This is a genomic window from Pseudomonas sp. R3-41, assembly GCF_054161485.1.
Window position 1 is genome coordinate 5,312,038 of record NZ_CP096421.1, and the last position, 19,855, is coordinate 5,331,892.

Genomic DNA, 19,855 nt, shown 5'->3' on the forward strand with positions numbered 1-19,855 from the left:
GCAAGTATACAGGCCCCACCGCAGCGGAACAGACAGCTTTGGTCGGGCGCCATCGATCCTTTGTGAACTACCCATTTCAAGGGCGTCCCCTTATGATGTCTACCAGACTTTTTACCCTGCGATGACCCATGGCTGATTTCGCTTTTTTCTGCACCCTGTCCCACGAAGGCGTCCTCGCTGTCCGCGGCGTGGATGCCAGCAAATTCCTGCAAGGCCAATTGACCTGCAACCTCGACTACCTGAGCGTCAGCCGGGCCAGCCTCGGTGCTCGCTGCACCCAGAAAGGCCGGATGCAATCGAGTTTCCGCATCCTGCTCGAAGGCGACGGCGTGTTGATGGCCATGGCCACCGAACTGCTCGAACCGCAACTGGCGGATCTGAAAAAATATGCCGTGTTCTCCAAATCCAAGCTCACCGACGAAAGCGCCGCCTGGGTTCGCTTCGGCCTGGAAAACGCCGACACGACCCTGGCCGGCCTGGGCCTGGAACTGCCGAGCGACACCGACAGCGTGGCGCGCCATGAAGCCTTGATCGCCATCCGTGTTTCCCCCGGCCGCGCCGAATTGTGGGCGCCCGCCGACCAGGCCCAAACATTGCGCACCCGCCTGGGCGCCGACCTGGCCGAGGCGGACCTGAACCCGTGGCTGCTGGGTCAGATTCGCGCCGGGATCGGCCAGGTCATGCCGGCCACCCGCGAATTGTTCATCCCACAGATGCTCAACCTTCAAGCCGTCGGCGGCGTCAGTTTCAAGAAAGGCTGCTACACCGGCCAGGAAATCGTTGCCCGCATGCAATACCTGGGCAAGCTCAAGCGCCGCCTGTATCGCCTGCAGCTGGACGCCAGCGAACTGCCGGAACCCGGCACGGCGCTGTTCTCCCCCACGCATGGCAGTTCCATCGGCGAAGTGGTGATTGCCGCCCGCGGAGAGGGAAACATTGAACTGCTGGCGGTTTTGCAGGCCGAAGCAGCAGAAGATGACAATGTGCACCTCGGTGCCTTGGAAGGCCCGAACCTTCAATTGTTGGACCTGCCTTACGAACTGGACCGCGACCGCGAAATCCAGCGCTGATCGCAGTATTTGCCGCAGTACTCTAGAGAACCTAAATGAGCGATTTGGCGGATAAGGTCCAACGGGATTTGGTACAGGCCATCGATAACGACGACCTGGTTCTGCCAACATTACCGGAAGTGGCCATGCAGATTCGCCGGGCCGCCGAAGACCCGGAAATCAGCGTCAGCAACCTGAGCAAAGTGATCGGCCGCGATACGGCCCTCTCGGCACGCCTGATAAAAGTGGTCAACAGCCCGCTGTTGCGCGCCACCCAGGAAGTCACTGACCTGCACACGGCCATCACTCGATTGGGCGTCAACTACAGCAGCAACCTGGCCATCGGCCTGGTCATGGAGCAGATTTTCCATGCCCGCTCCGAGGTGGTGGAACTGAAGATGCGCGAAGTCTGGCGCAAGAGCCTGGAGATCGCCGGCGTCAGCTATGCGCTGTGTCGCGGCTACACCCAACTCAAGCCCGACCAGGCCGCATTGGGCGGGCTGGTGCATCAAATCGGCGTGCTACCGATCCTCACGTATGCACAAGACAATAATGAATTGCTGTCGGACCCGGTCAGCCTCAACCACGTCATCGAGACGATTCACCCGGTGTTGGGGGACAAGTTGCTCAGTGTCTGGGAATTTCCGGAGCGGTTGGTGAAGCTGCCAGGCCTGTACCTGGATTTCAGCCGGGACTCCAAGCAAATCGATTATGTCGATCTGGTGCAGGTCGCTGCGCTGTACTGCTACAAGGACACCGACCACCCGCTGTCCAGGATCGACGTGTTCGGCGTCCCGGCCTTCAAGAAACTGGGCATCGACCCGGAAAACAAGGCCCGCTGCGCGGATATCGAAGAAGCGCGGTCTATGTTCTACTAGGAACATCTGAAACCATGAAGACCTCTCTGGCCATGCCTCTCTTTTGTGGTCAGGAACGCTTTTGTGGCGAGGGAGCTTGCTCCCGCTCGGTCGCGTAGCGGCCGCAAAAGCTCAGGGCTGCTTCGCAACCCTGCGGGAGCAAGCTCCCTCGCCACAGGGTTTTGCATCGCCAGGTTTATCCCGGGACAAAACTCACCCGCACCTTCAACCCACGCTCCTGCCCGTCGTGCAAGGTGATCTGCGCCAGATGCGCGGATATCGAAGAAGCGCGGTCGATGCTCTACTAGGAACATCTGAAACCATGAAGACCTCTCTGGCCATGCCTCTCTTTTGTGGTCAGGAGCGCTTTTGTGGCGAGGGAGCTTGCTCCCGCTCGGTCGCGTAGCGGCCGCAAAAGCTCAGGGCTGCTTCGCAACCCAGCGGGAGCAAGCTCCCTCGCCACAGGGTTTTGCATCGCCAGGTTTATCCCGGGACAAAACTCACCCGCACCTTCAACCCACGCTCCTGCCCGTCGTGCAAGGTGATCTGCGCCAGATGCGCGGATATCGAAGAAGCGCGGTCGATGTTCTACTAGGAACATCTGAAACCATGAAGACCTCTCTGGCCATGCCTCTCTTTTTTGGTCAGGAACGCTTTTGTGGCGAGGGAGCTTGCTCCCGCTCGGTCGCGTAGCGGCCGCAAAAGCTTAGGGCTGCTTCGCAACCCAGCGGGAGCAAGCTCCCTCGCCACAGGGTTTTGCATCGCCAGGTTTATCCCGGGACAAAACTCACCCGCACCTTCAACCCACGCTCCTGCCCGTCGTGCAAGGTGATCTGCGCCAGATGCGCGGATATCGAAGAAGCGCGGTCGATGCTCTACTAGGAACATCTGAAACCATGAAGACCTCTCTGGCCATGCCTCTCTTTTGTGGTCAGGAGCGCTTTTGTGGCGAGGGAGCTTGCTCCCGCTCGGTCGCGTAGCGGCCGCAAAAGCTTAGGGCTGCTTCGCAACCCAGCGGGAGCAAGCTCCCTCGCCACAGGGTTTTGCATCGCCAGGTTTATCCCGGGACAAAACTCACCCGCACCTTCAACCCACGCTCCTGCCCGTCGTGCAAGGTGATCTGCGCCAGATGCGCGCGGCAGATTTCGCCGACGATCGCCAACCCGAGGCCCGAGCCGGCCACTTGCTGGTTACGTCGATAGAACCGCTCGAATACCCGATCCCGCTCATGCAACGGAATGCCGGGGCCATCGTCCTCGACTTCCAGCACCGCCGGCGCTGACACCCGCAGGATTACGTTGCCGCCCGACGGCGTGTGGGCGAGGGCGTTGTCCACCAGATTGCTCAACAGCTCGTTCAACAAGGTCGGCTCGCCCCGCAGCCATACCGGTTCGTCGGCTTCCAGGGCCAGCGCCACGCCTCGGGCATGGGCCAGCGGGGCCATGGCCATGCCCAGCTCACGGGCCAACTGGCTCAGATCGAGCAACTGCGCACCGCCTTCGGCAATGGCCCGGGCGCCATTTTCCACCCGCGCCAGGGACAGCAACTGGTTGGCCAGGTGGGTCAATCGATCGGTCCCCTGGGCCGCGGTTTCCAGGGTTTCCCGCCAGGTCACCGGCTCGCTGGCGCGCAAGCCCAGCTCCAGGCGCGCCTTGAGCGCGGCCAAGGGCGTGCGCAGTTCGTGGGCGGCATCGGCGATGAACTGCGCCTGACGTTCGAACTGCCCGCGCAGGCGCTCGGTGAAATGGTTGAGGGCCCGCACCAGCGGCCATAACTCGTGCTGCACCTCCACCAGCGGCAACGGCCGCAGATCGTCCGGCTGACGCTCCTCCACTGCCGTGCGCAAACGCTCCAGCGGGCGCAGCGCCGCGCTGACGGCGAACCACACCAACAGCAGCGCGCCCACGGCCAGCATGCCCAGGCGCAACAGCGTGTCTGCCATCAGGCTGCGGGCCATGCTGACCCGCGCCTCTTCAGTCTCGGCCACGCGAATTTCCGCCATGCCGTTCATGTTCGGCTCGCTCACGGCCTTGAGCAGACTCACCACGCGCACGTTCTGCCCCTGGTATTGAGCGTTGTAAAAACGCGCCAGGGCTGGGTAGTCGTCCGTGCGGGGCGTTCCGGGCGGCGGGCCGGGAAGGTTTTCGTAGCCGGAAATCAACTTCTTGTCGATGTCGTTGACCTGGTAATAAATGCGTCCGGCACTGTCGTAGGCAAAAGTGTCCAGGGCCACGTAGGGCACATCCGCGCTGAGGCTGCCGTCGCGCTGGGACAGGCCAGCAGCGATGGTCCGGGCCGAGGCCAGCAGGGTCCGGTCATAGGCGGTGTCCGCCGCTTCGCGACCGTTCCAGTAGGCGCTCAAACCGCTGGCGAGCATCAGCACCACCAGCAGCAAGGCCAGGTTGCGAAGCAACCGCCAGCGCAGGCTGTCGGGTTTATGCATTGCGATTTTCCAGCAGATAGCCCAAGCCGCGGAACGTCACGATCGCCACCGCATGGCCGTCGAGTTTCTTGCGCAGGCGGTGGACGTAGATTTCGATGGCGTCGGGGCTGGCCTCTTCGTCCAGTCCGAACACCTGGGCCGCCAGTTGCTCCTTGCTCATCACACGCCCCGGACGGGCAATCAACGCTTCCAGCACGGCTTGCTCGCGGGAGGTCAGGGTCAGTAGTTCGTCGTCGAGGGTAAAACGGCGGGTGTCCAGGTCGTAGACCAGCCCGCCGCAGCGCTGCTGGCGTTCTCCGCCCAGTACGCTGCGGCGCAGCAGGGCCTTGACCCGGGCCTCCAGTTCGGTGAGCTCGAATGGCTTGGCCAGGTAATCGTCGGCCCCCAGGTTGAGGCCATGGACGCGGTCCTTGACGTCGCTGCGGGCAGTCAGCATCAGCACCGGCAACGTCTTGCCACGGGCCCGCAGACGCGCCAGCACCTCGAAACCGTCCATGCGCGGCAGCCCGACATCAAGGACCGCCACGGCGTATTCCTCACTGCTCAAGGCCAGGTCGGCCGCGACGCCATCATGCAACACATCCACGGTCAAACCGGTGCTCTTGAGCGCCTGGGCAACGCTTTCGGCGAGCTGCAGATGGTCTTCGACGAGCAGGACACGCATGGGTTATTCCTCGATTCAGGGATGGCCGACGCCATTCTTTGGCGCGGAGTTTACAGCCGCATCCGCCACTGTGAAGCCAAAAAACACGCTGAAAGGTTTTGAAAGGTTAGCGAAAGGTTGGGCCGTTAGAGTCCTCCCACGGACGGTTTCGGCTGTCCGCCGCGACGCACATCGCGAACGAAAAACGCCTCGAAGCGTTTTCGCCAAATAAGAACAATAAAGCGGAGTACCACCATGCTGTCCATGCAGCCCCAGGCCCCAGCGCCTGCTCGCCTTTCCCGTTTCAACAAGACCGCCTTGGCCAGTGCCGCCGCCCTCGCCGGCTTTTCGCCGATGAGCCAGGCTGCCTTCATCGAAGACAGTACGGCAACCTTCGAAACCCGCAACATGTATTTCAACCGCGACTTTCGCGACGGCACCAGCGCGCAGCAATCCAAGCGTGACGAATGGGCCCAGGGGTTCATGCTCAACCTGCAATCGGGCTACACCGAGGGCACCGTAGGCTTTGGGATCGATGCATTGGGGATGCTTGGGGTCAAGCTCGATTCCAGCCCGGACCGTACCGGCACCGGCCTGTTGCCCACCCACGATGACGGCCGCGCCGCTGATGAATATTCCAAGCTGGGCCTGACCGGCAAGGTGAAAATCTCCGCCACCGAGCTGAAAATCGGCAGCTTGATTCCAGAGCTGCCCATCCTCAAGCCCAACGACGGGCGCATCCTGCCGCAAACCTTCGAAGGCGGCATGTTGACCTCCAACGAAATCAAGAACCTGACCTTCACCGGCGGACGCTTGAACAACGCCAAGGATCGCAACGACACCAACTACGAGGACATCGCCCTCAACAACAAGAACGGCCGCTTCACCGGCAGCGTGGCCGGCGAGCATTTCAGTTTCGGCGGCCTTGACTACAAGTTCACCGACAAGATCACCGGCCGTTATCACTTCGCCCAACTCAGCGAAGTCTACAACCAGCACTTCTTCGGCCTGGTCTCCTCCCATGCCATCGGTCCCGGTACGTTCGGCACCGACCTGCGCCTGGCGATCAGCGACGACCAGGGCGCGGCCCGCGGCGGCAAGATCGACAACAAGTCCCTCAATGGCCTGGTGAGCTACGCTTTGAGCGGCCACAAGTTCAGCGCCGGTTACCAGCACATGTCCGGTGACAGTGCCTTCCCTTATGTTGATGGCAGCGACCCGTACCTGGTGAACTTCGTACAGATCAACGATTTTGCCGAAGCCGACGAGCGTTCCTGGCAGGCGCGCTACGACTATGACTTCGGCAAGCTGGGGATCCCGGGGCTGAGCTTCATGAGCCGCTACATAAGTGGCGACAACATTTCGCTGCGCAACGGTGACAGCGGCAAGGAATGGGAACGCAACAGCGAGATCAAGTACGTCGTGCAAAGCGGCACGTTCAAGGACGTTGCCGTACGCCTGCGCAACGCGACCTACCGTTCCAACTATTCGGCTCGCGATGCCGATGAAATGCGCTTGCTGGTCAGCTACAGCGTAGCGCTCTGGTAACCGAAGGTCGCCGGGGCCGCGCGGCTCCGGCACCCTCCAATTTGGCAACACACAACAACAACTCCTGTGGAGACAACAATGAACCTATCACTGCGTAAAGTAGCCCTGGCAGCCGGATGCCTGATGTTCGCCGGGCAATTGCTCGCCGCTGATCCATCCAAAGAACCGAAGCGCCCGGAATGTATCGCCCCGGCCTCCCCCGGTGGCGGTTTCGACCTGACGTGCAAGCTGGCGCAAAGCGCGCTGGTCAACCAGAAGCTGCTGACCAAACCGATGCGCGTCACCTACATGCCCGGCGGTGTCGGCGCGGTGGCCTACAACGCAGTGGTCGCCCAGCGCCCGGCCGACGCCGGTACGCTGGTGGCCTGGTCCAGCGGCTCACTGCTGAACCTGGCCCAAGGCAAGTTCGGTCGTTTCGATGAAAGTGCCGTGCGCTGGCTGGCCGCCGTGGGCACCAGCTATGGCGCCATTGCCGTGAAAAGCGATTCGCCCTACAAGACCCTCGACGATCTGGTACAGGCCCTGAAGAAAGATCCGGGCTCGGTGGTGATCGGCTCCGGCGGCACCGTCGGTAGCCAGGACTGGATGCAGACCGCCCTCATCGCCAAGGCCGCCGGCATCAACCCTCGCGACCTGCGTTACGTGGCCCTCGAAGGCGGCGGCGAAATCGCCACCGCACTGCTCGGTGGACACATCCAGGTCGGCAGTACGGACATTTCCGACTCCATGCCGCACATCCAGAGCGGCGACATGCGCCTGCTCGCCGTGTTTGCCGAGAAGCGCATCGACGAGCCGGAAATGAAGGACATTCCGACCGCTGTGGAACAAGGCTACAACATCGTCTGGCCGGTGGTTCGCGGCTTCTACCTCGGGCCGAAGGTCAGCGATGAAGACTACGCCTGGTGGAAAGACGCTTTCGACAAGCTGCTGGCTTCCGAAGAATTCGCCAAGCTGCGCGACCAGCGCGAGCTGTTCCCGTTTGCGATGACCGGTCCGGAACTGGACACCTACGTGAAGAAGCAAGTGGCTGATTACAAGGTGCTGGCCAAAGAGTTCGGCCTGATCCAGTAATCCTCCCTGTTCTCGCGGCGGCGCCGGCACAACCGGCGCCGCCCAGGAGTTAGTCATGCTCACCATCCAACGTATTTTTGCCGCGGTGCTGCTGCTGGCCTGTATCGGCCTGGCGCTGATGGCCTGGCCGTATCAGGCCGCCTTTTCCTACGAACCGGTCGGCCCGCGCGCCTTTCCATTATTGATCCTGGGACTGATGGGCCTGGCGCTGCTGTACATGCTGTTTCGCCCTACGCCCGTCGTACACAGCGAGGACGACCCGCAACTGGACCGTGAAACCCTGCAGAAGATCGGCATCTGCGTCGCGCTGCTGCTGGTCTTCGCCGGGACCTTCGAACCCCTGGGCTTCATCGTCGCCAGCATCTTGGTCGGTGTGCCGATGGCGCGCCTGTATGGCGGTCGCTGGGTACCGAGCGTGGTGATCATCAGCCTGATGGCCATCGGTCTTTATCTGTTGTTCGACAAGCTGATGGACGTGCCGCTGCCCCTGGGCCTGCTCGACGTCCTGGAGAATTGATATGGATACCCTGAATTATCTCGGCCAGGGTTTTGGCGTTGCACTGACCCCCTACAACCTCGTCACGGCATTGAGCGGTACCCTGATCGGCACCGTGGTCGGCCTGCTGCCGGGCCTGGGCCCGATCAACGGCGTGGCGCTGCTGATCCCGATCGCCTTCGCACTGGGGCTGCCGCCGGAGTCGGCGCTGATCCTGCTGGCGGCGGTGTACCTGGGGTGCGAATACGGCGGACGCATCAGCTCGATCCTGCTTAACATCCCCGGTGAAGCCTCCACCGTGATGACCACCCTCGACGGCTACCCGATGGCTCGCCAAGGTCTGGCCGGGGTGGCGTTGTCGCTGTCGGCGTGGAGCTCGTTCATCGGTGCGCTCATCGCTACCTGCGGCATGGTGTTGTTCGCACCGCTGCTGGCCAAATGGGCGATTGCGTTCGGGCCGGCGGAATACTTCGTCCTGATGGTGTTCGCCATTGTCTGCCTCGGCGGCATGGCCGGCGACCGACCGCTCAAGACTTTCATCGCGGCGCTGATCGGCCTGTTCCTGTCCAGTGTCGGGATCGACGCCAACAGCGGCGTCTATCGCTTCACCGGTGACAACATCCACCTGACCGACGGTATTCAGTTCGTCGTGCTGGTGCTGGGCTTGTTCTCCATCAGTGAAATCCTGTTGCTGCTGGAGAAAACCCATCGTGGCCAGGAAGCGGTGGAAGCCACCGGGCGGATGATGTTCAACCTCAAGGAAGCGGCCTCGGTGTTCTGGGTGAACATCCGCTGCGGCGTGCTGGGTTTCATCATGGGCGTATTGCCTGGCGCGGGCGCGACCCTGGCCAGTGCCGTGGCCTACATGACTGAAAAACGCATGGCTGGCGCCAGTGGCACGTTCGGCCAGGGCGACAAGCGTGGCCTCGCGGCGCCGGAAACCGCCATCGGCGGCGCGGCCTGCGGTGCGCTGGTGCCGATGCTGACCCTCGGCGTTCCCGGCTCGGGCACCACGGCGGTGATGATCGGCGCGCTGTCGCTGTACAACATCACCCCCGGTCCCCTGCTGTTCCAGCAACAGCCGGACATCGTCTGGGGCCTGATCGCCTCGTTGTTCGTCGCCAACATCATGCTGGTGATCCTCAACATCCCGATGATCCGCATCTTCACCCGTATCCTGGCAGTGCCGAACTGGGCGCTGGTACCGGTCATTGCGATCATCACCGGGATCGGCGTCTACGCGGTGCATGCCACCACATTCGACCTGTTCCTGATGATCGGCATCGGCATCTTCGGCTACATCCTGCGCAAGCTGGATTTCCCGCTGTCGCCGGTCCTGCTGGGCTTCATCCTCGGTGGGCTGATGGAGCAGAACCTGCGCCGTGCGCTGTCGATTTCCAACGGTGCGCTGGAGATCCTCTGGTCGAGCCCGATCACCTTCGGCTGCTGGATCCTGACGGCGATCATGTTGTTCCTGCCCCTGCTGCGCATCTGGCGTCGTCGCAGTGCCCAGCGTCGTGCCCTGGCCAATGTCTAAGGCAACAACCTTCAGACAATGGTGGGGAACACCGCTGGTCGGTCTGGCCGGCGGTTACCTGGCCAGCCTGATCGGCTGGCCCCTGCCCTGGATGGTCGGCTCGTTGTTGGCGATCATCCTGGTGCGCTGTCTCACGCCGTGGCAATTGATGGAAATCCCCGGCGGCCGCAAATGCGGCCAATGGGTGGTGGGCATCGGTATCGGCCTGCACTTTACGCCGGTGGTGATGGAGCAAGTCCTGAGCCACTTCGGCTTGATCTTCTTCGGCGCGCTGATCACCAGCGTGTCCAGCGTGGTGAGTGTCTGGCTGATGCGTCGCACCGGCGAGGACCGTGCCACCGCGTTCTTTTCGAGCATGCCGGGCGGTTCCGGCGAAATGGTTAACCTCGGCGCCCGCAACGGCGCGGACCTCAGCCGCGTTGCAGCGGGCCAGAGCCTGCGGGTGCTGGTGGTGGTGTTGTGTGTGCCGGCGGCCTTCAAGTACTTGTTGGGTGAAGGAACGCCGATGCGACACGCCACGACGGTGGACTGGCTGTGGCTGGCGATCCTGTTCCCGGCGGGCGCCCTGCTCGCCTGGGTCTGGGAGCGCTTGCGCCAACCCAATCCCTGGTTGTTCGGGCCGTTGCTGGTGAGCGCGGCGGTGAGTGTCGGTTGGGACCTGCACATTGGCCTGCCCGACGGCGCCAGCCAGCTTGGCCAGTGGCTGATCGGCAGCGGGTTGGGTTGTCATTTCAACCGGCAGTTCTTTCGTCGGGCACCGTCATTCATGGGGCGCACGTTGGTTGGCACGGTGTTGACGATGCTGATCGCCACACTGGCAGCCCTTGGCTTGAGCACCTTGACCCATCTGGATCTGCGCTCGTTGACGTTGGGCATGATGCCCGGCGGCATCGCGGAAATGAGCCTGACGGCGGAGACGCTGCAACTGTCGGTGCCATTGGTAACGGCGTTGCAGGTGATGCGGTTGTTGTTCGTGCTGTTCCTGGCAGAGCCGTTGTTCAGGTATTGGACGAGCAGGTCGGGGTCGGATTTGTAGACCGAGTTGTCTTCATCGCGAGCAGGCTCGCTCCCACAGGAGCCCTGCGGCGAGCACACATTTTGCGTCCCACCACAAAACCTATGTGGGAGCGAGCCTGCTCGCGATGGGGCCCGCTCGACTAGCTCATCAAACCGGCGGCAACCGCCACTCGATCGGCTGCTCGCCATGCTGCTGGAGAAACTTGTTGGCCCGGCTGAAATGCCCGCAGCCGATGAAGCCACGGTGGGCCGACAGCGGTGACGGGTGGACCGAGGTCAGCACCAAGTGCTTGGTCGCATCGATCAACTTCTGCTTGCCCTGGGCATGGGCGCCCCACAGCAGGAACACCAGGTTCGGCTGGTGTTCGCTGACCACTTCGATGACCCGGTCGGTAAAGTGTTGCCAACCTTTCTTGGCATGGGCGTTGGCATTGGCGCGCTCCACGGTGAGGGTCGTATTGAGCAGCAACACGCCCTGGTCGGCCCAGCTTTGCAGGTAACCGTGATTCGGGATGTCGATGTTCAAATCGCGCTTCAATTCCTTGTAGATGTTCACCAGCGACGGCGGCGTCGGCACGCCCGGTTGCACCGAGAAGCACAAGCCATGGGCCTGGCCTGGACCGTGGTACGGATCCTGGCCGAGAATCACCACCTTGACCTTGTCCAGCGGCGTGGAATTGAGGGCATTGAAGATCAACGGTGCCGGTGGATAAATTTCCTTGCCGGCGGCGTATTCACTGCGCAAAAACTCGCGCAACTCCGCCATGTAGGGCTGGTCGAACTCGGCACGCAAGGCCTGCTTCCAGCTCGGTTCGAGTTTGATACGGTCGTCAGCAGTCATGGTTGCATCCGGTAAAAACAGTGGGCGCACCCTAGGAAAGCCTACAGGGCTTGTCAATTGATCTGACGCAGAACCGGCACTTTCCCACGCAGCGGTCATACTGAACATTCAAATTTCCGATCGAGGTCCCGATGAATCTGCACTTCGAAGAACTCACCGGCATCGACGGTGCCCGTATCGGCATCGCCACGCTGGATGCCGAAAAATCCCTGAACGCCCTGTCCCTGCCCATGATCAACGCCTTGCGTGATCGCCTCGATGCCTGGGCCCGAGAGCCGCAGGTCGTGTGTGTGCTGTTGCGTGGCAACGGCGCCAAGGCCTTCTGCGCCGGCGGCGAAGTGCGCAGCCTGGTGGAGGCCTGCCGCGCGCATCCCGGCGAAGTACCGCCGCTGGCGGCGCAATTCTTCGCAGCGGAATACCGCTTGGACTTCAACCTGCACACCTACCCCAAACCCCTACTGTGCTGGGGCCACGGTTATGTACTGGGCGGCGGCATGGGATTGCTGCAAGGCGCCAGTACCCGCATCGTCACGCCCAGCAGCCGCCTGGCGATGCCCGAGATCAGCATTGGCCTCTACCCGGATGTCGGCGCCAGTTGGTTCTTGTCGCGCCTGCCCGGCAAGCTCGGGCTGTTTCTCGGCCTGACCGGCGCCCACATGAACGCCCGGGACGCCATCGACCTGGGCCTGGCTGACCGCTTTTTGCTGGACGAACAACAGGACGATCTGATCGAGGGCCTGCTGCAACTCAACTGGCAGGAGCAAACGGAGATGCAGCTCAACAGCTTGCTCAAGGCCTTGCAGCAGGAAGCCATCACCCAACTGCCCGAAGCCCAATGGCTGCCGCGGCGGTCGAAAATCGATGAGTGGTTGGATGTCAGCGATGTGCGCTGCGCCTGGAAAGCCCTCAGCCTGTTGGTGGATCATCCTGATCCACTGATCGCCCGGGCCGCCAAGACCATGAGCGAAGGCTCGCCGCTGACCGCACATCTGGTCTGGGAGCAAATTGCCCGGGCCCGGCATTTGTCCTTGGCCGGTGTGTTCCGGATGGAATACACCTTGAGCCTCAACTGCTGCTGTCATCCGGAGTTCAGCGAAGGCGTGCGGGCGCGTTTGATCGACAAGGACCACAAACCGCGGTGGCACTGGCCGGACATCAACCATGTGCCCGAAGCGGCGGTCGAGGCGCACTTTCACAAGGCATGGGAAGGCAGGCATCCGTTGGCGGATTTGTCTAACGAATAAAGCAGCGGATGACGCTCTGTGGAAGTGACATTGTGGAATGTGACATCTGTGGGAGCAAAGCTTGCTCGCGATAGCGGTATGTCAGTCATAGAGAGCTGACTGGGCCTATGTCATCGCGAGCAAGCTTTGCTCCCACAAAAGTTATCCCAACAAAAGTTATTCGACAGGTGTTTATTGCAGCCACAAAAAAGCGGCGCTTCATGCGCCGCTTTTTGCCAGTCCATTACCGATGATTGCCCCGTCCATCATGACCCCGTCCCCGATGATCATGCCCACGGTCACGTCCGCCACGGCCACGACGATCGTCGTTCCAGCCACCCCGATCGCGACCGTCCCAGCCGCCCCGGTGAGGATAAGGCCGGTACGCCGCTCGCGGTGGCGAGTAATGGCGTGGGCCATGTTGGTAGTAGCGCGGTGCCGAGTAATAGCGCGGCGCCGGTTGGTAGTATCGCGGAGCGTAATAGCCGCGCGGTGCCGAATAGTAACTCCCGCCACCGCTGTAATAGACCGGTGCCGGTGAGGTGTAGACCTCGGAACGGTAGTAGCTCGAGTCTCCGTCGTAGTAGGGCACGCATGCCGAAAGAGTCAGGCCAAGGAACGCAATGAGCAGCAGTCGTCGATACATGGCGGCCTCCTGGACCGCGAATGGGCCACATCAGCGACGCTGATGGGCGGCAGTCAACGTTGTGTGACTGACACCTACTCAGACAGCAGAATCGGAATCTGGTGCGTTTGTGCAATAAGTTGAAACATGTAGCGCTTTGCCCAGTTTCGGCCACCATTTTGAATGCCCCCACAAACGTGGCAAATCCGACTGTCTTTTCCCACAAGGCCACTAAACTGATTTCATTGGGTCTGCGCCAAGGGAATCGCCATGTCGCTCCGTTCGCCGTTATATTCCCAGCGCAAGCCGCTCCTGGCCGTGGTGGCGCTGCTCGGTTCTGGTTTCCTGATCATTACGTTGCTGGGCTATTACGCGGCCCATGCCTCGGTACGCGATCACATCCTCAAGACGGTGCTCGTGAATCTACTGATCGGCGTGCTCGTGACGTCGGCGGTCTTGGCCATCCTTTATCGGTTGATCAACAGCTATCAGCTGCGCATCGACGCCCAGGCCACCCTCGACAGCCTGACCGAATTGCCGAACCGCCGTGGCTTCGACCTGCTGGCCGTGCAAGCCCTGCACGAAGCCCAGCGCGAACCCAAACCCTTGACGGCGCTGCTGGTGGAGCTGGACGACTTCAAGCAGCTGGACAACACCCACGGTCATATCGCCACCGATCAACTGCTTACCGGCTTCGCCCGCAACCTGACGGAGAGCCTGCGGCATTCGGACATCGTGTGTCGTTGGAGCGCCGACGCCTTCGTCGTCCTGCTCAAGGACACCGATGGTCAGACCGGTCTGAAAATCGCAGAGAAAGTTCGTCAGCACATCGAAAAGCAGCGCTATTTCTGCAGTGGAAAGCAATTGCGGGTTACCGTCAGCCTCGGCCTCACCACCCTACAAGACGAAGATACCTTGCACAGCCTGCTGTCGCGGACCGATCATGCGCTGCAACGCGCCCGGAAAACCGGGTGCAACCGAACCTGCGTGGAAATGCCTCACTCCAGCTATGAATAAACCCGACCTTTGCCCGGCCTGCGGCGGCGCCAACGACTGCACCCTGGCCGACCCTCGAACCGCCGACAGGCCCTGCTGGTGCTACAGCGTGAGCATCGACCCGACCGTGCTCGAAGCATTGCCGGCCGAGCTGCGGGATCAGTCCTGCCTGTGCCCGCATTGCGCGCAGGTCGACATCCAGTTGCGCGCCAAGCCCCGGCCAATCGCGTAAGATGCCCGCCCTCCGCTGCCCTGCCTGAACTGCCCATGCGCGTCGACCGTTTCCTCAGCAATCTGCCGCGATTCAATCGCCAACAAGTGCGCCTGTTGCTGGTGGAACGCCGAGTGCGAATCGACGGCCAGACCGTCAGCGATCCCCATGCCCCGGTACGTGAGTTCAGTCGCGTCGAAGTCGATGACGACGTGCTGCAAGCCGGCCGACCCGCGCGCTACTTCATGCTGCACAAGCCGCCCGGCTGTGTCAGCGCCACGCGCGATCCGCAACACCCTACCGTGCTCGACTGGCTGGACGAACCGGACAAGGACGATCTGCATATCGCCGGGCGCCTGGATTTCAACACCACCGGGCTGATGCTGATCACCAATGATGGAACCTGGTCCCGACGCCTGACCCAACCGCAGACCAAACTGCCCAAGGTCTACTACGTCGAAACCGAGCAAACCATCACCGCCGAATACGCCGACACCTTTGCGCGAGGCATGTACTTCGCCTTCGAAGACCTCACCACCCAGCCAGCAGAACTGACACTGCTGGGGGAAAAGTCGGCGCGCTTGAGCATCGTGGAAGGACGTTACCACCAGGTCAAACGCATGTTCGGCCACTTCAACAACAAGGTGCTGCGCCTCCACCGCGAGCGCATGGGCCCGCTGGTGTTGGACGCTCATTTAGCGCCTGGCCAATACCGGGCCTTGCGCCCTGAAGAAGTCCAGCTCATCTGAGCCCGCTACCGCTGGGCAGAAGTGTCGAACAATTTTCCGATAGGGACTTGCGCAACGGTCGCCCCCCTGCTTGAATCAAACCGTCGGCCGAAATGTGACCGATGAGTCACCTCATACCTCTAAGAAACTTTTTGCCGGCGGGAACCCTCAGGTTCCGCCTTATCCGCCCGGCAAACTGCCCGCCATAACAATACCCGTCGACCGGCTTTCATGGATCGACATGGGCCTTATCTTCCAGGCGTATGCCTACCTGTCACATTGCCCGTGCAATCTCATTGCGCGCATACCCGCTTGCCAGGAGTCTTATGACATGAGGCCAGAAATCGCTGTGCTGGATATACAGGGTCAGTATCGGGTTTACACGGAGTTCTATCGCGCAGACGCCGCACAAAAGACCATCATCCTGGTCAACGGCTCAATGGCCACCACCGCGTCGTTTGCACAGACCGCCAAAAACCTCTACCCGCAATTCAACGTCGTGCTGTACGACCAGCCCTACGCGGGCAAGTCCAAGGCCCACAATCGGCACGAGAAAATGCTGACGAAGGAGATCGAAGGGCAGATCCTCCTGGAACTGATCGACCACTTCGCCGCCGAGCACGTGCTGTCGTTTTCCTGGGGCGGCGCCGCCACCCTGAGCGCCCTGGCCCAACGGCCACGGCGCATCGAAAAAGCGGTGATCAGCTCGTTCTCGCCGGTGCTCAATGCGCCGATGCGCGACTACCTGGAGCGTGGTGTGGACTACCTGGGCAGCCTGGACGGAGACCGTGTCGGCCACTTGGTCAACAGCACCATCGGTAAGCATCTGCCGCCGCTGTTCAAGCGCTTCAACTATCGCCATGTCAGCAGCCTGGCCGAGCACGAGTACGGGCAGATGCACTTCCACATCACCGACGTGCTCCACAGCGACCAACAGTGCTATGTCAACGCGGCCAAGAAAATCAACGTGCCGGTGCTGTTCCTGAACGGCGAATGGGATGAATACACCTCGGCCGACGACGCCAGGCTGTTCGCCAACCACGTCCAGCACAGCACCTTCAGCACGCTGCAAGCCACCGGGCACTTCCTGGACATGGAACACAAAGCCGCCTGCCGCGACAGCCGCAACGCCCTGATGGGTTTCCTCACACCGGAACCCCACGAAAGCCGACCGCGCTATAGCTACGTGCAGGGCTACCATGCACTGGCCATCTGAAACCGAGTCCTGGCGAGCAAGCCCATTTCCCCCTTCAGCACAGGGCTTGCCCGCCAACGACCGCTCTGGTTTGAGGCTCACGTAGACGACTGGTCGCACACGATGCGAAGAAAAACTTCAAATCCGTGCCCACATCTGGTACAAAGTCAGCCGCTCTGAGCGGGTGTCGTATAATGGCATTACTCCAGCTTCCCAAGCTGATAACGAGGGTTCGATTCCCTTCACCCGCTCCAATCGAATTCTGGTCCTGCGTTGTGTGTTTTTGACGGGGGATTAAAAAAACCGGCTCTTGGTGGCCGGTTTTTTTTGGTCTGGTGTTTGTCGTTGGCGATGTTCTGGAATAAATAAATGCGTTCCCATTTATCGCGGCACTCTCTTCCCACAGGCAGCGACAATGCAGGCCGCGAAATTTACCGCCCCCGCTGAAGAGGCGCGATGACGATGTTCCAGAACGTCTCGGCGGCGCCTTCTTGAGAGAGCCTCTGGTCTCGCTGGCTGCGAAAGGGCGCCATCCCCAGGCTGCGCCAGTACAGGGTTTGGTCGTCTGACTCGACATGAAGCGCTTCGTTAAAGGAGCCCCCGCCGAACGAGTCGCCTTGGCTGTAATAGATGCCGGTTCCCATCTGGCCTCCGACAAAAACGGAGGCCTTGGCTACGTCTCGGCCATCCTTGTAAATGGTCGCGGAGAAACGGTTTCCATCGATTCGGCGAAAAACGCCTTGATATCCATCGTTTCGTGCCTGCAGCTCAGCCAGCGAATTCTCAAAGTAGCGGGCAATATATTCGAAAGTCTCGAATTGGAACTGATCCTTATCAAGTTGGGTAAAGGACTTAGCCAACCGAAGGTTGCTGGAACGCGGCCCTGCAATGGCATCGGGGGCTGCGGCAACTGGCATAGCGTACTCGGGGCGTACGCTTATAGGCGGGGACACAGGCTTATCGGTTCGCCATTTTTCAGCCGCCTTGCGAACCTCCTTGGCCACCTGAAGGAATGCTTCGTCCCGATCAGGCCAGAGGGTTACCGGCTTCCCATCCGAGGGGGTGCCGAGCAGCTTGCCGAAAGGAGCATGATGCCAATCACAGGCGCGCAGGATTACTGGGATGACAATCGCCTGCTTCGCATCATGGCGCTCCATGGCGCGTGTCATCTCAACGTTGTAGCAGTAGTCGGATGCAATGAAATCGGGGCTCACCAACAGCAGAATGATTTCGTCAGTGTTGATGTGTTGATCGATGGCGGCATCGATCTCCTGGCCAGCATTGATTCGCCGATCATGCCAGGTCTCGATAACACCCTGACGCTTTAGCATGGACAGCTGTTTTTCGAGCTGGTCTCGCAGCGCCTCGTCAGCATGGCAGTAGGAGAAGAATACATTCGGCAAGATGATGACTCCATGCGGGTTGGGCGACTCGATCTTACGACCTAAATGCGATCCAATTCAAACGGCTCCAGACGCACCGCGTGAATCTGCACCAACATCATCCCGCGCCGATCCAAGCCGGGGTCGTGGATCTCAAGCTCCTGAGGCGAGCTATAAGTACCAGCGCAAGCAGACTGGCGCATACGCAGGGTACAAGACCATTCCGACAGCATGCAGCAGTTGCAGTCGTGCTATCGCGACCGCTTCAGGCGAAATGCTCAACGCTGACTCTATCAGCGTACGAGGGTCGGTCAGGGGGATCCACCCGCCAGGTTGACCGAATTTATGCCATCCCCTATTGCGGCCAGTATCCAGGCAGCCCCCTCCATCTCTTTGAAAGAGTCAGCCGTCAAGGTTGAAAATAACGTAGCCGAGCCTGCTCAACCTGCTGGCTGTAGCTCAGTGTGCTTCGGGGGGCAAGCCACGAGGGCTGCAAAGGCGCCGAGGTATGGCTTAATAGCGACAGCGTTTCGCCCATCAGTTCGCGTAAGGCGAACCACGAGTTCGACGAGCTTTGAACAGAGCCTAATGAACCTTGGGCTGATTTGACGGCAACATCTCAGTTTGCCTGAGCAGAAGCCCGCGCAGCTTTGATAGCCTCTGCTTTCTGCACGACATCACGTTGGGAGGCGTTAGCCTTGCCAATGATGCCCATCAAGATCTCTTTTCTAGTCTCGGCGGGGGTGTTGGTGAAAAACTCAGTCAAAGCGCTGGTTTTCGTAATCTTATCTGTACTCATTGATTTCAACCTCTGCTAACAGCTCAACGAGCTGAGCCTGATCATAGATCTGGGGAATCAGAGCGTCAATCGTATCCCCGGCCACATCAAGCTCAACCTGTTGAGCGTCGTCGCCATCAAAGTCCTTAATAAGCAAATCGATGTGGATCTGGCTAACGTAGATGCGCTTCAACTCAATGACATTGCACCGTGCAGCAACAAACTGTCTGGCGAACTCCAGCAGCGGAATGTTCCTGCCCTCTGTGACTTCCCGAGCCTGCACGAACTGCCAGGCGAGTTCTGGTCTCTGGTAGACATACATAATCTGGGCTTTCCTGCCACTTCCCAAGACGCGGTCGATATTCCGCTTCGCTACCCCAAGGTTGGCCATCGTCCCATCCAGAATGAACGAAAGCCGTCTCTTGAACGCGCGGTCCAACACCTTTTCCAGAATCTTCGTAACCGCACGCTGAAAAAGGTATGAATTGCTTCCGTCGTAGCCGGGAATCAGACTTCGAAAATCATCAGGATCGATACGAAGAACACGTTTGGAGTAAAGGCTAAGATTTCTCTCGTCCAAATCGTCAGCCATAGCCTTGGCTATTTCCGTCTTGCCAGCCCCAGGCGACCCCGCCATGAACACCGTGAATGGTACCTCCTCACTGAGGTACACAGCGGCGTCCGCAATATGCCGAGCCAAGGAGGCTCGATTCACTCTAGCGAATTCAAGGGCTGCTTGCTCGATAGCAGTTTCTTCTGGCGTCATTCCGGCATCGACCTGTTTTACGTGTCCCAGCTTAAAACGTTGATCGTTGCCCATATGGACGAAGGCAACGACGATCAGTCGTCTCGTTGATCGTCGCATAAAAGTATCGTTCGGCTCTCACGACTGTTTGTAGGCAAAATCCGAGTGTTGCGTAAGAGGTGCGCCAACTGCGTTTTTTAGGCAGATTGCCGCCTTGTTGGCTTTGTTTTCCCTGGCTACCCTCCCAAACGTCGCTGCAAATCAGCGATCGGGCTTGGAAACCCGTGAGTCACGAAACCGCACGCCTCATAAGTGCAGAGGTAGTTTTACGCCTGTAAACTTGTGTTTTGGCGGCTGTGCGTGGGACGCCTTTAGGCGTGCCGGTTTCCTTGACTCCCGGTTTCCAACCTGCGCACAGCTGCCACCCATTCGCTTGGAACGAAAGTGGCAGCTCCAGACGTCAAGGAGCT

Annotated in this window: 18 protein-coding genes, 1 tRNA gene and 1 pseudogene; 13 read left to right on the forward strand and 7 right to left on the reverse strand. The window is 60.5% G+C overall.

What is annotated here, in order from left to right:
• Positions 1 to 128: 128 nt before the first annotated feature.
• The gene (gene ygfZ / locus M1D99_RS22810; RefSeq protein WP_434571829.1) at positions 129 to 1,070 is read left to right on the forward strand and encodes a CAF17-like 4Fe-4S cluster assembly/insertion protein YgfZ; all 942 of its coding nucleotides are present in this window, start codon (positions 129 to 131) and stop codon (positions 1,068 to 1,070) included.
• 35 nt (positions 1,071 to 1,105) lie between these two features.
• Positions 1,106 to 1,927, forward strand: a complete 822-nt coding sequence (locus M1D99_RS22815) for an HDOD domain-containing protein (protein WP_186704543.1) — start codon at positions 1,106 to 1,108, stop codon at positions 1,925 to 1,927.
• Between the two features lie 1,036 nt (positions 1,928 to 2,963).
• Here the strand turns inward: M1D99_RS22815 and M1D99_RS22820 are convergent.
• Positions 2,964 to 4,349: a sensor histidine kinase gene (locus tag M1D99_RS22820; RefSeq protein ID WP_186704542.1), complete on the reverse strand. Its 1,386-nt coding sequence runs from the start codon at positions 4,347 to 4,349 to the stop codon at positions 2,964 to 2,966.
• Positions 4,342 to 5,013, reverse strand: a complete 672-nt coding sequence (locus M1D99_RS22825) for a response regulator (RefSeq protein ID WP_003198779.1) — start codon at positions 5,011 to 5,013, stop codon at positions 4,342 to 4,344. The genes M1D99_RS22820 and M1D99_RS22825 overlap by 8 nt, the downstream gene beginning before the upstream one ends.
• A 234-nt stretch (positions 5,014 to 5,247) precedes the next feature.
• Here M1D99_RS22825 and M1D99_RS22830 point away from each other — a divergent pair, with 234 nt between their 5' ends.
• From M1D99_RS22830 to M1D99_RS22850, 5 genes are all read left to right on the forward strand, one after another.
• On the forward strand, positions 5,248 to 6,540 hold the full coding sequence (locus M1D99_RS22830) for an OprD family porin (RefSeq protein WP_434571832.1): 1,293 nt from the start codon (positions 5,248 to 5,250) through the stop codon (positions 6,538 to 6,540).
• 78 nt (positions 6,541 to 6,618) lie between these two features.
• Entirely contained in the window at positions 6,619 to 7,611 is a 993-nt protein-coding gene (locus M1D99_RS22835; RefSeq protein ID WP_186704541.1) for a Bug family tripartite tricarboxylate transporter substrate binding protein, read from the forward strand.
• A gap of 55 nt (positions 7,612 to 7,666) precedes the next feature.
• On the forward strand, positions 7,667 to 8,128 hold the full coding sequence (locus M1D99_RS22840) for a tripartite tricarboxylate transporter TctB family protein (protein WP_186704540.1): 462 nt from the start codon (positions 7,667 to 7,669) through the stop codon (positions 8,126 to 8,128).
• A 1-nt stretch (position 8,129) separates the two neighbouring features.
• Complete coding sequence (locus tag M1D99_RS22845; RefSeq protein WP_053120026.1) at positions 8,130 to 9,644, forward strand: tripartite tricarboxylate transporter permease; 1,515 nt, start codon at positions 8,130 to 8,132, stop codon at positions 9,642 to 9,644.
• Entirely contained in the window at positions 9,637 to 10,680 is a 1,044-nt protein-coding gene (locus M1D99_RS22850) for an AbrB family transcriptional regulator (RefSeq protein ID WP_458130813.1), read from the forward strand. Before M1D99_RS22845 ends, M1D99_RS22850 begins: the two co-directional genes overlap by 8 nt.
• A 129-nt stretch (positions 10,681 to 10,809) precedes the next feature.
• Here the strand turns inward: M1D99_RS22850 and ung are convergent, their stop codons facing one another.
• Positions 10,810 to 11,502 (reverse strand): uracil-DNA glycosylase, encoded by a 693-nt coding sequence (gene ung / locus M1D99_RS22855; RefSeq protein ID WP_186704538.1) that lies wholly within the window; start codon positions 11,500 to 11,502, stop codon positions 10,810 to 10,812.
• Between the two features lie 131 nt (positions 11,503 to 11,633).
• Between ung and M1D99_RS22860 the strand changes: the two genes are divergently transcribed.
• Entirely contained in the window at positions 11,634 to 12,746 is a 1,113-nt protein-coding gene (locus tag M1D99_RS22860; protein ID WP_434571838.1) for an enoyl-CoA hydratase/isomerase family protein, read from the forward strand.
• 223 nt (positions 12,747 to 12,969) lie between these two features.
• On the opposite strand, the gene M1D99_RS22865 is transcribed toward M1D99_RS22860, so the two are convergent.
• On the reverse strand, positions 12,970 to 13,371 hold the full coding sequence (locus M1D99_RS22865) for a hypothetical protein (RefSeq protein WP_207965312.1): 402 nt from the start codon (positions 13,369 to 13,371) through the stop codon (positions 12,970 to 12,972).
• 396 nt (positions 13,372 to 13,767) lie between these two features.
• Between M1D99_RS22865 and M1D99_RS22870 the strand changes: the two are divergent.
• The 5 genes and pseudogenes from M1D99_RS22870 to M1D99_RS22890 all read left to right on the forward strand — a co-directional run.
• Positions 13,768 to 14,367 (forward strand): annotated as a pseudogene (locus M1D99_RS22870) (GGDEF domain-containing protein); the annotation flags it as partial.
• On the forward strand, positions 14,360 to 14,578 hold the full coding sequence (locus M1D99_RS22875; RefSeq protein WP_434571839.1) for a cysteine-rich CWC family protein: 219 nt from the start codon (positions 14,360 to 14,362) through the stop codon (positions 14,576 to 14,578). The pseudogene M1D99_RS22870 and the gene M1D99_RS22875, both read left to right, overlap by 8 nt.
• Before the next feature lie 35 nt (positions 14,579 to 14,613).
• The gene (locus M1D99_RS22880) at positions 14,614 to 15,306 is read left to right on the forward strand and encodes a pseudouridine synthase (protein WP_186704527.1); all 693 of its coding nucleotides are present in this window, start codon (positions 14,614 to 14,616) and stop codon (positions 15,304 to 15,306) included.
• A 310-nt stretch (positions 15,307 to 15,616) separates the two neighbouring features.
• The gene (locus tag M1D99_RS22885; RefSeq protein WP_434571843.1) at positions 15,617 to 16,501 is read left to right on the forward strand and encodes an alpha/beta fold hydrolase; all 885 of its coding nucleotides are present in this window, start codon (positions 15,617 to 15,619) and stop codon (positions 16,499 to 16,501) included.
• Between the two features lie 159 nt (positions 16,502 to 16,660).
• A tRNA-Gly gene (locus tag M1D99_RS22890) sits at positions 16,661 to 16,734 on the forward strand.
• A gap of 177 nt (positions 16,735 to 16,911) precedes the next feature.
• Here the strand turns inward: M1D99_RS22890 and M1D99_RS22895 are convergent.
• The 3 genes from M1D99_RS22895 to M1D99_RS22905 all read right to left on the reverse strand — a co-directional run bounded on the left by M1D99_RS22895 (position 16,912) and on the right by M1D99_RS22905 (position 19,406).
• Positions 16,912 to 17,883: a toll/interleukin-1 receptor domain-containing protein gene (locus tag M1D99_RS22895; protein ID WP_434571845.1), complete on the reverse strand. Its 972-nt coding sequence runs from the start codon at positions 17,881 to 17,883 to the stop codon at positions 16,912 to 16,914.
• A 598-nt stretch (positions 17,884 to 18,481) separates the two neighbouring features.
• On the reverse strand, positions 18,482 to 18,661 hold the full coding sequence (locus M1D99_RS22900) for a hypothetical protein (RefSeq protein ID WP_434571847.1): 180 nt from the start codon (positions 18,659 to 18,661) through the stop codon (positions 18,482 to 18,484).
• Entirely contained in the window at positions 18,648 to 19,406 is a 759-nt protein-coding gene (locus M1D99_RS22905) for a zeta toxin family protein (protein WP_458132161.1), read from the reverse strand. The genes M1D99_RS22900 and M1D99_RS22905 overlap by 14 nt, the downstream gene beginning before the upstream one ends.
• Positions 19,407 to 19,855: the final 449 nt, after the last annotated feature.

What these genes read in the sequence shown, in the direction of transcription:
- ygfZ (WP_434571829.1), top strand. Translation starts at nt 129, where the DNA reads ATGGCTGATTTCGCTTTTTTCTGCACCCTGTCCCACGAAGGCGTCCTC.
- M1D99_RS22815 (WP_186704543.1), top strand. Translation starts at nt 1,106, where the DNA reads ATGAGCGATTTGGCGGATAAGGTCCAACGGGATTTGGTACAGGCCATC.
- M1D99_RS22820 (WP_186704542.1), bottom strand. Translation starts at nt 4,349, where the DNA reads ATGCATAAACCCGACAGCCTGCGCTGGCGGTTGCTTCGCAACCTGGCC.
- M1D99_RS22825 (WP_003198779.1), bottom strand. Translation starts at nt 5,013, where the DNA reads ATGCGTGTCCTGCTCGTCGAAGACCATCTGCAGCTCGCCGAAAGCGTT.
- M1D99_RS22830 (WP_434571832.1), top strand. Translation starts at nt 5,248, where the DNA reads ATGCTGTCCATGCAGCCCCAGGCCCCAGCGCCTGCTCGCCTTTCCCGT.
- M1D99_RS22835 (WP_186704541.1), top strand. Translation starts at nt 6,619, where the DNA reads ATGAACCTATCACTGCGTAAAGTAGCCCTGGCAGCCGGATGCCTGATG.
- M1D99_RS22840 (WP_186704540.1), top strand. Translation starts at nt 7,667, where the DNA reads ATGCTCACCATCCAACGTATTTTTGCCGCGGTGCTGCTGCTGGCCTGT.
- M1D99_RS22845 (WP_053120026.1), top strand. Translation starts at nt 8,130, where the DNA reads ATGGATACCCTGAATTATCTCGGCCAGGGTTTTGGCGTTGCACTGACC.
- M1D99_RS22850 (WP_458130813.1), top strand. Translation starts at nt 9,637, where the DNA reads ATGTCTAAGGCAACAACCTTCAGACAATGGTGGGGAACACCGCTGGTC.
- ung (WP_186704538.1), bottom strand. Translation starts at nt 11,502, where the DNA reads ATGACTGCTGACGACCGTATCAAACTCGAACCGAGCTGGAAGCAGGCC.
- M1D99_RS22860 (WP_434571838.1), top strand. Translation starts at nt 11,634, where the DNA reads ATGAATCTGCACTTCGAAGAACTCACCGGCATCGACGGTGCCCGTATC.
- M1D99_RS22865 (WP_207965312.1), bottom strand. Translation starts at nt 13,371, where the DNA reads ATGTATCGACGACTGCTGCTCATTGCGTTCCTTGGCCTGACTCTTTCG.
- M1D99_RS22875 (WP_434571839.1), top strand. Translation starts at nt 14,360, where the DNA reads ATGAATAAACCCGACCTTTGCCCGGCCTGCGGCGGCGCCAACGACTGC.
- M1D99_RS22880 (WP_186704527.1), top strand. Translation starts at nt 14,614, where the DNA reads ATGCGCGTCGACCGTTTCCTCAGCAATCTGCCGCGATTCAATCGCCAA.
- M1D99_RS22885 (WP_434571843.1), top strand. Translation starts at nt 15,617, where the DNA reads ATGAGGCCAGAAATCGCTGTGCTGGATATACAGGGTCAGTATCGGGTT.
- M1D99_RS22900 (WP_434571847.1), bottom strand. Translation starts at nt 18,661, where the DNA reads ATGAGTACAGATAAGATTACGAAAACCAGCGCTTTGACTGAGTTTTTC.
- M1D99_RS22905 (WP_458132161.1), bottom strand. Translation starts at nt 19,406, where the DNA reads ATGACGCCAGAAGAAACTGCTATCGAGCAAGCAGCCCTTGAATTCGCT.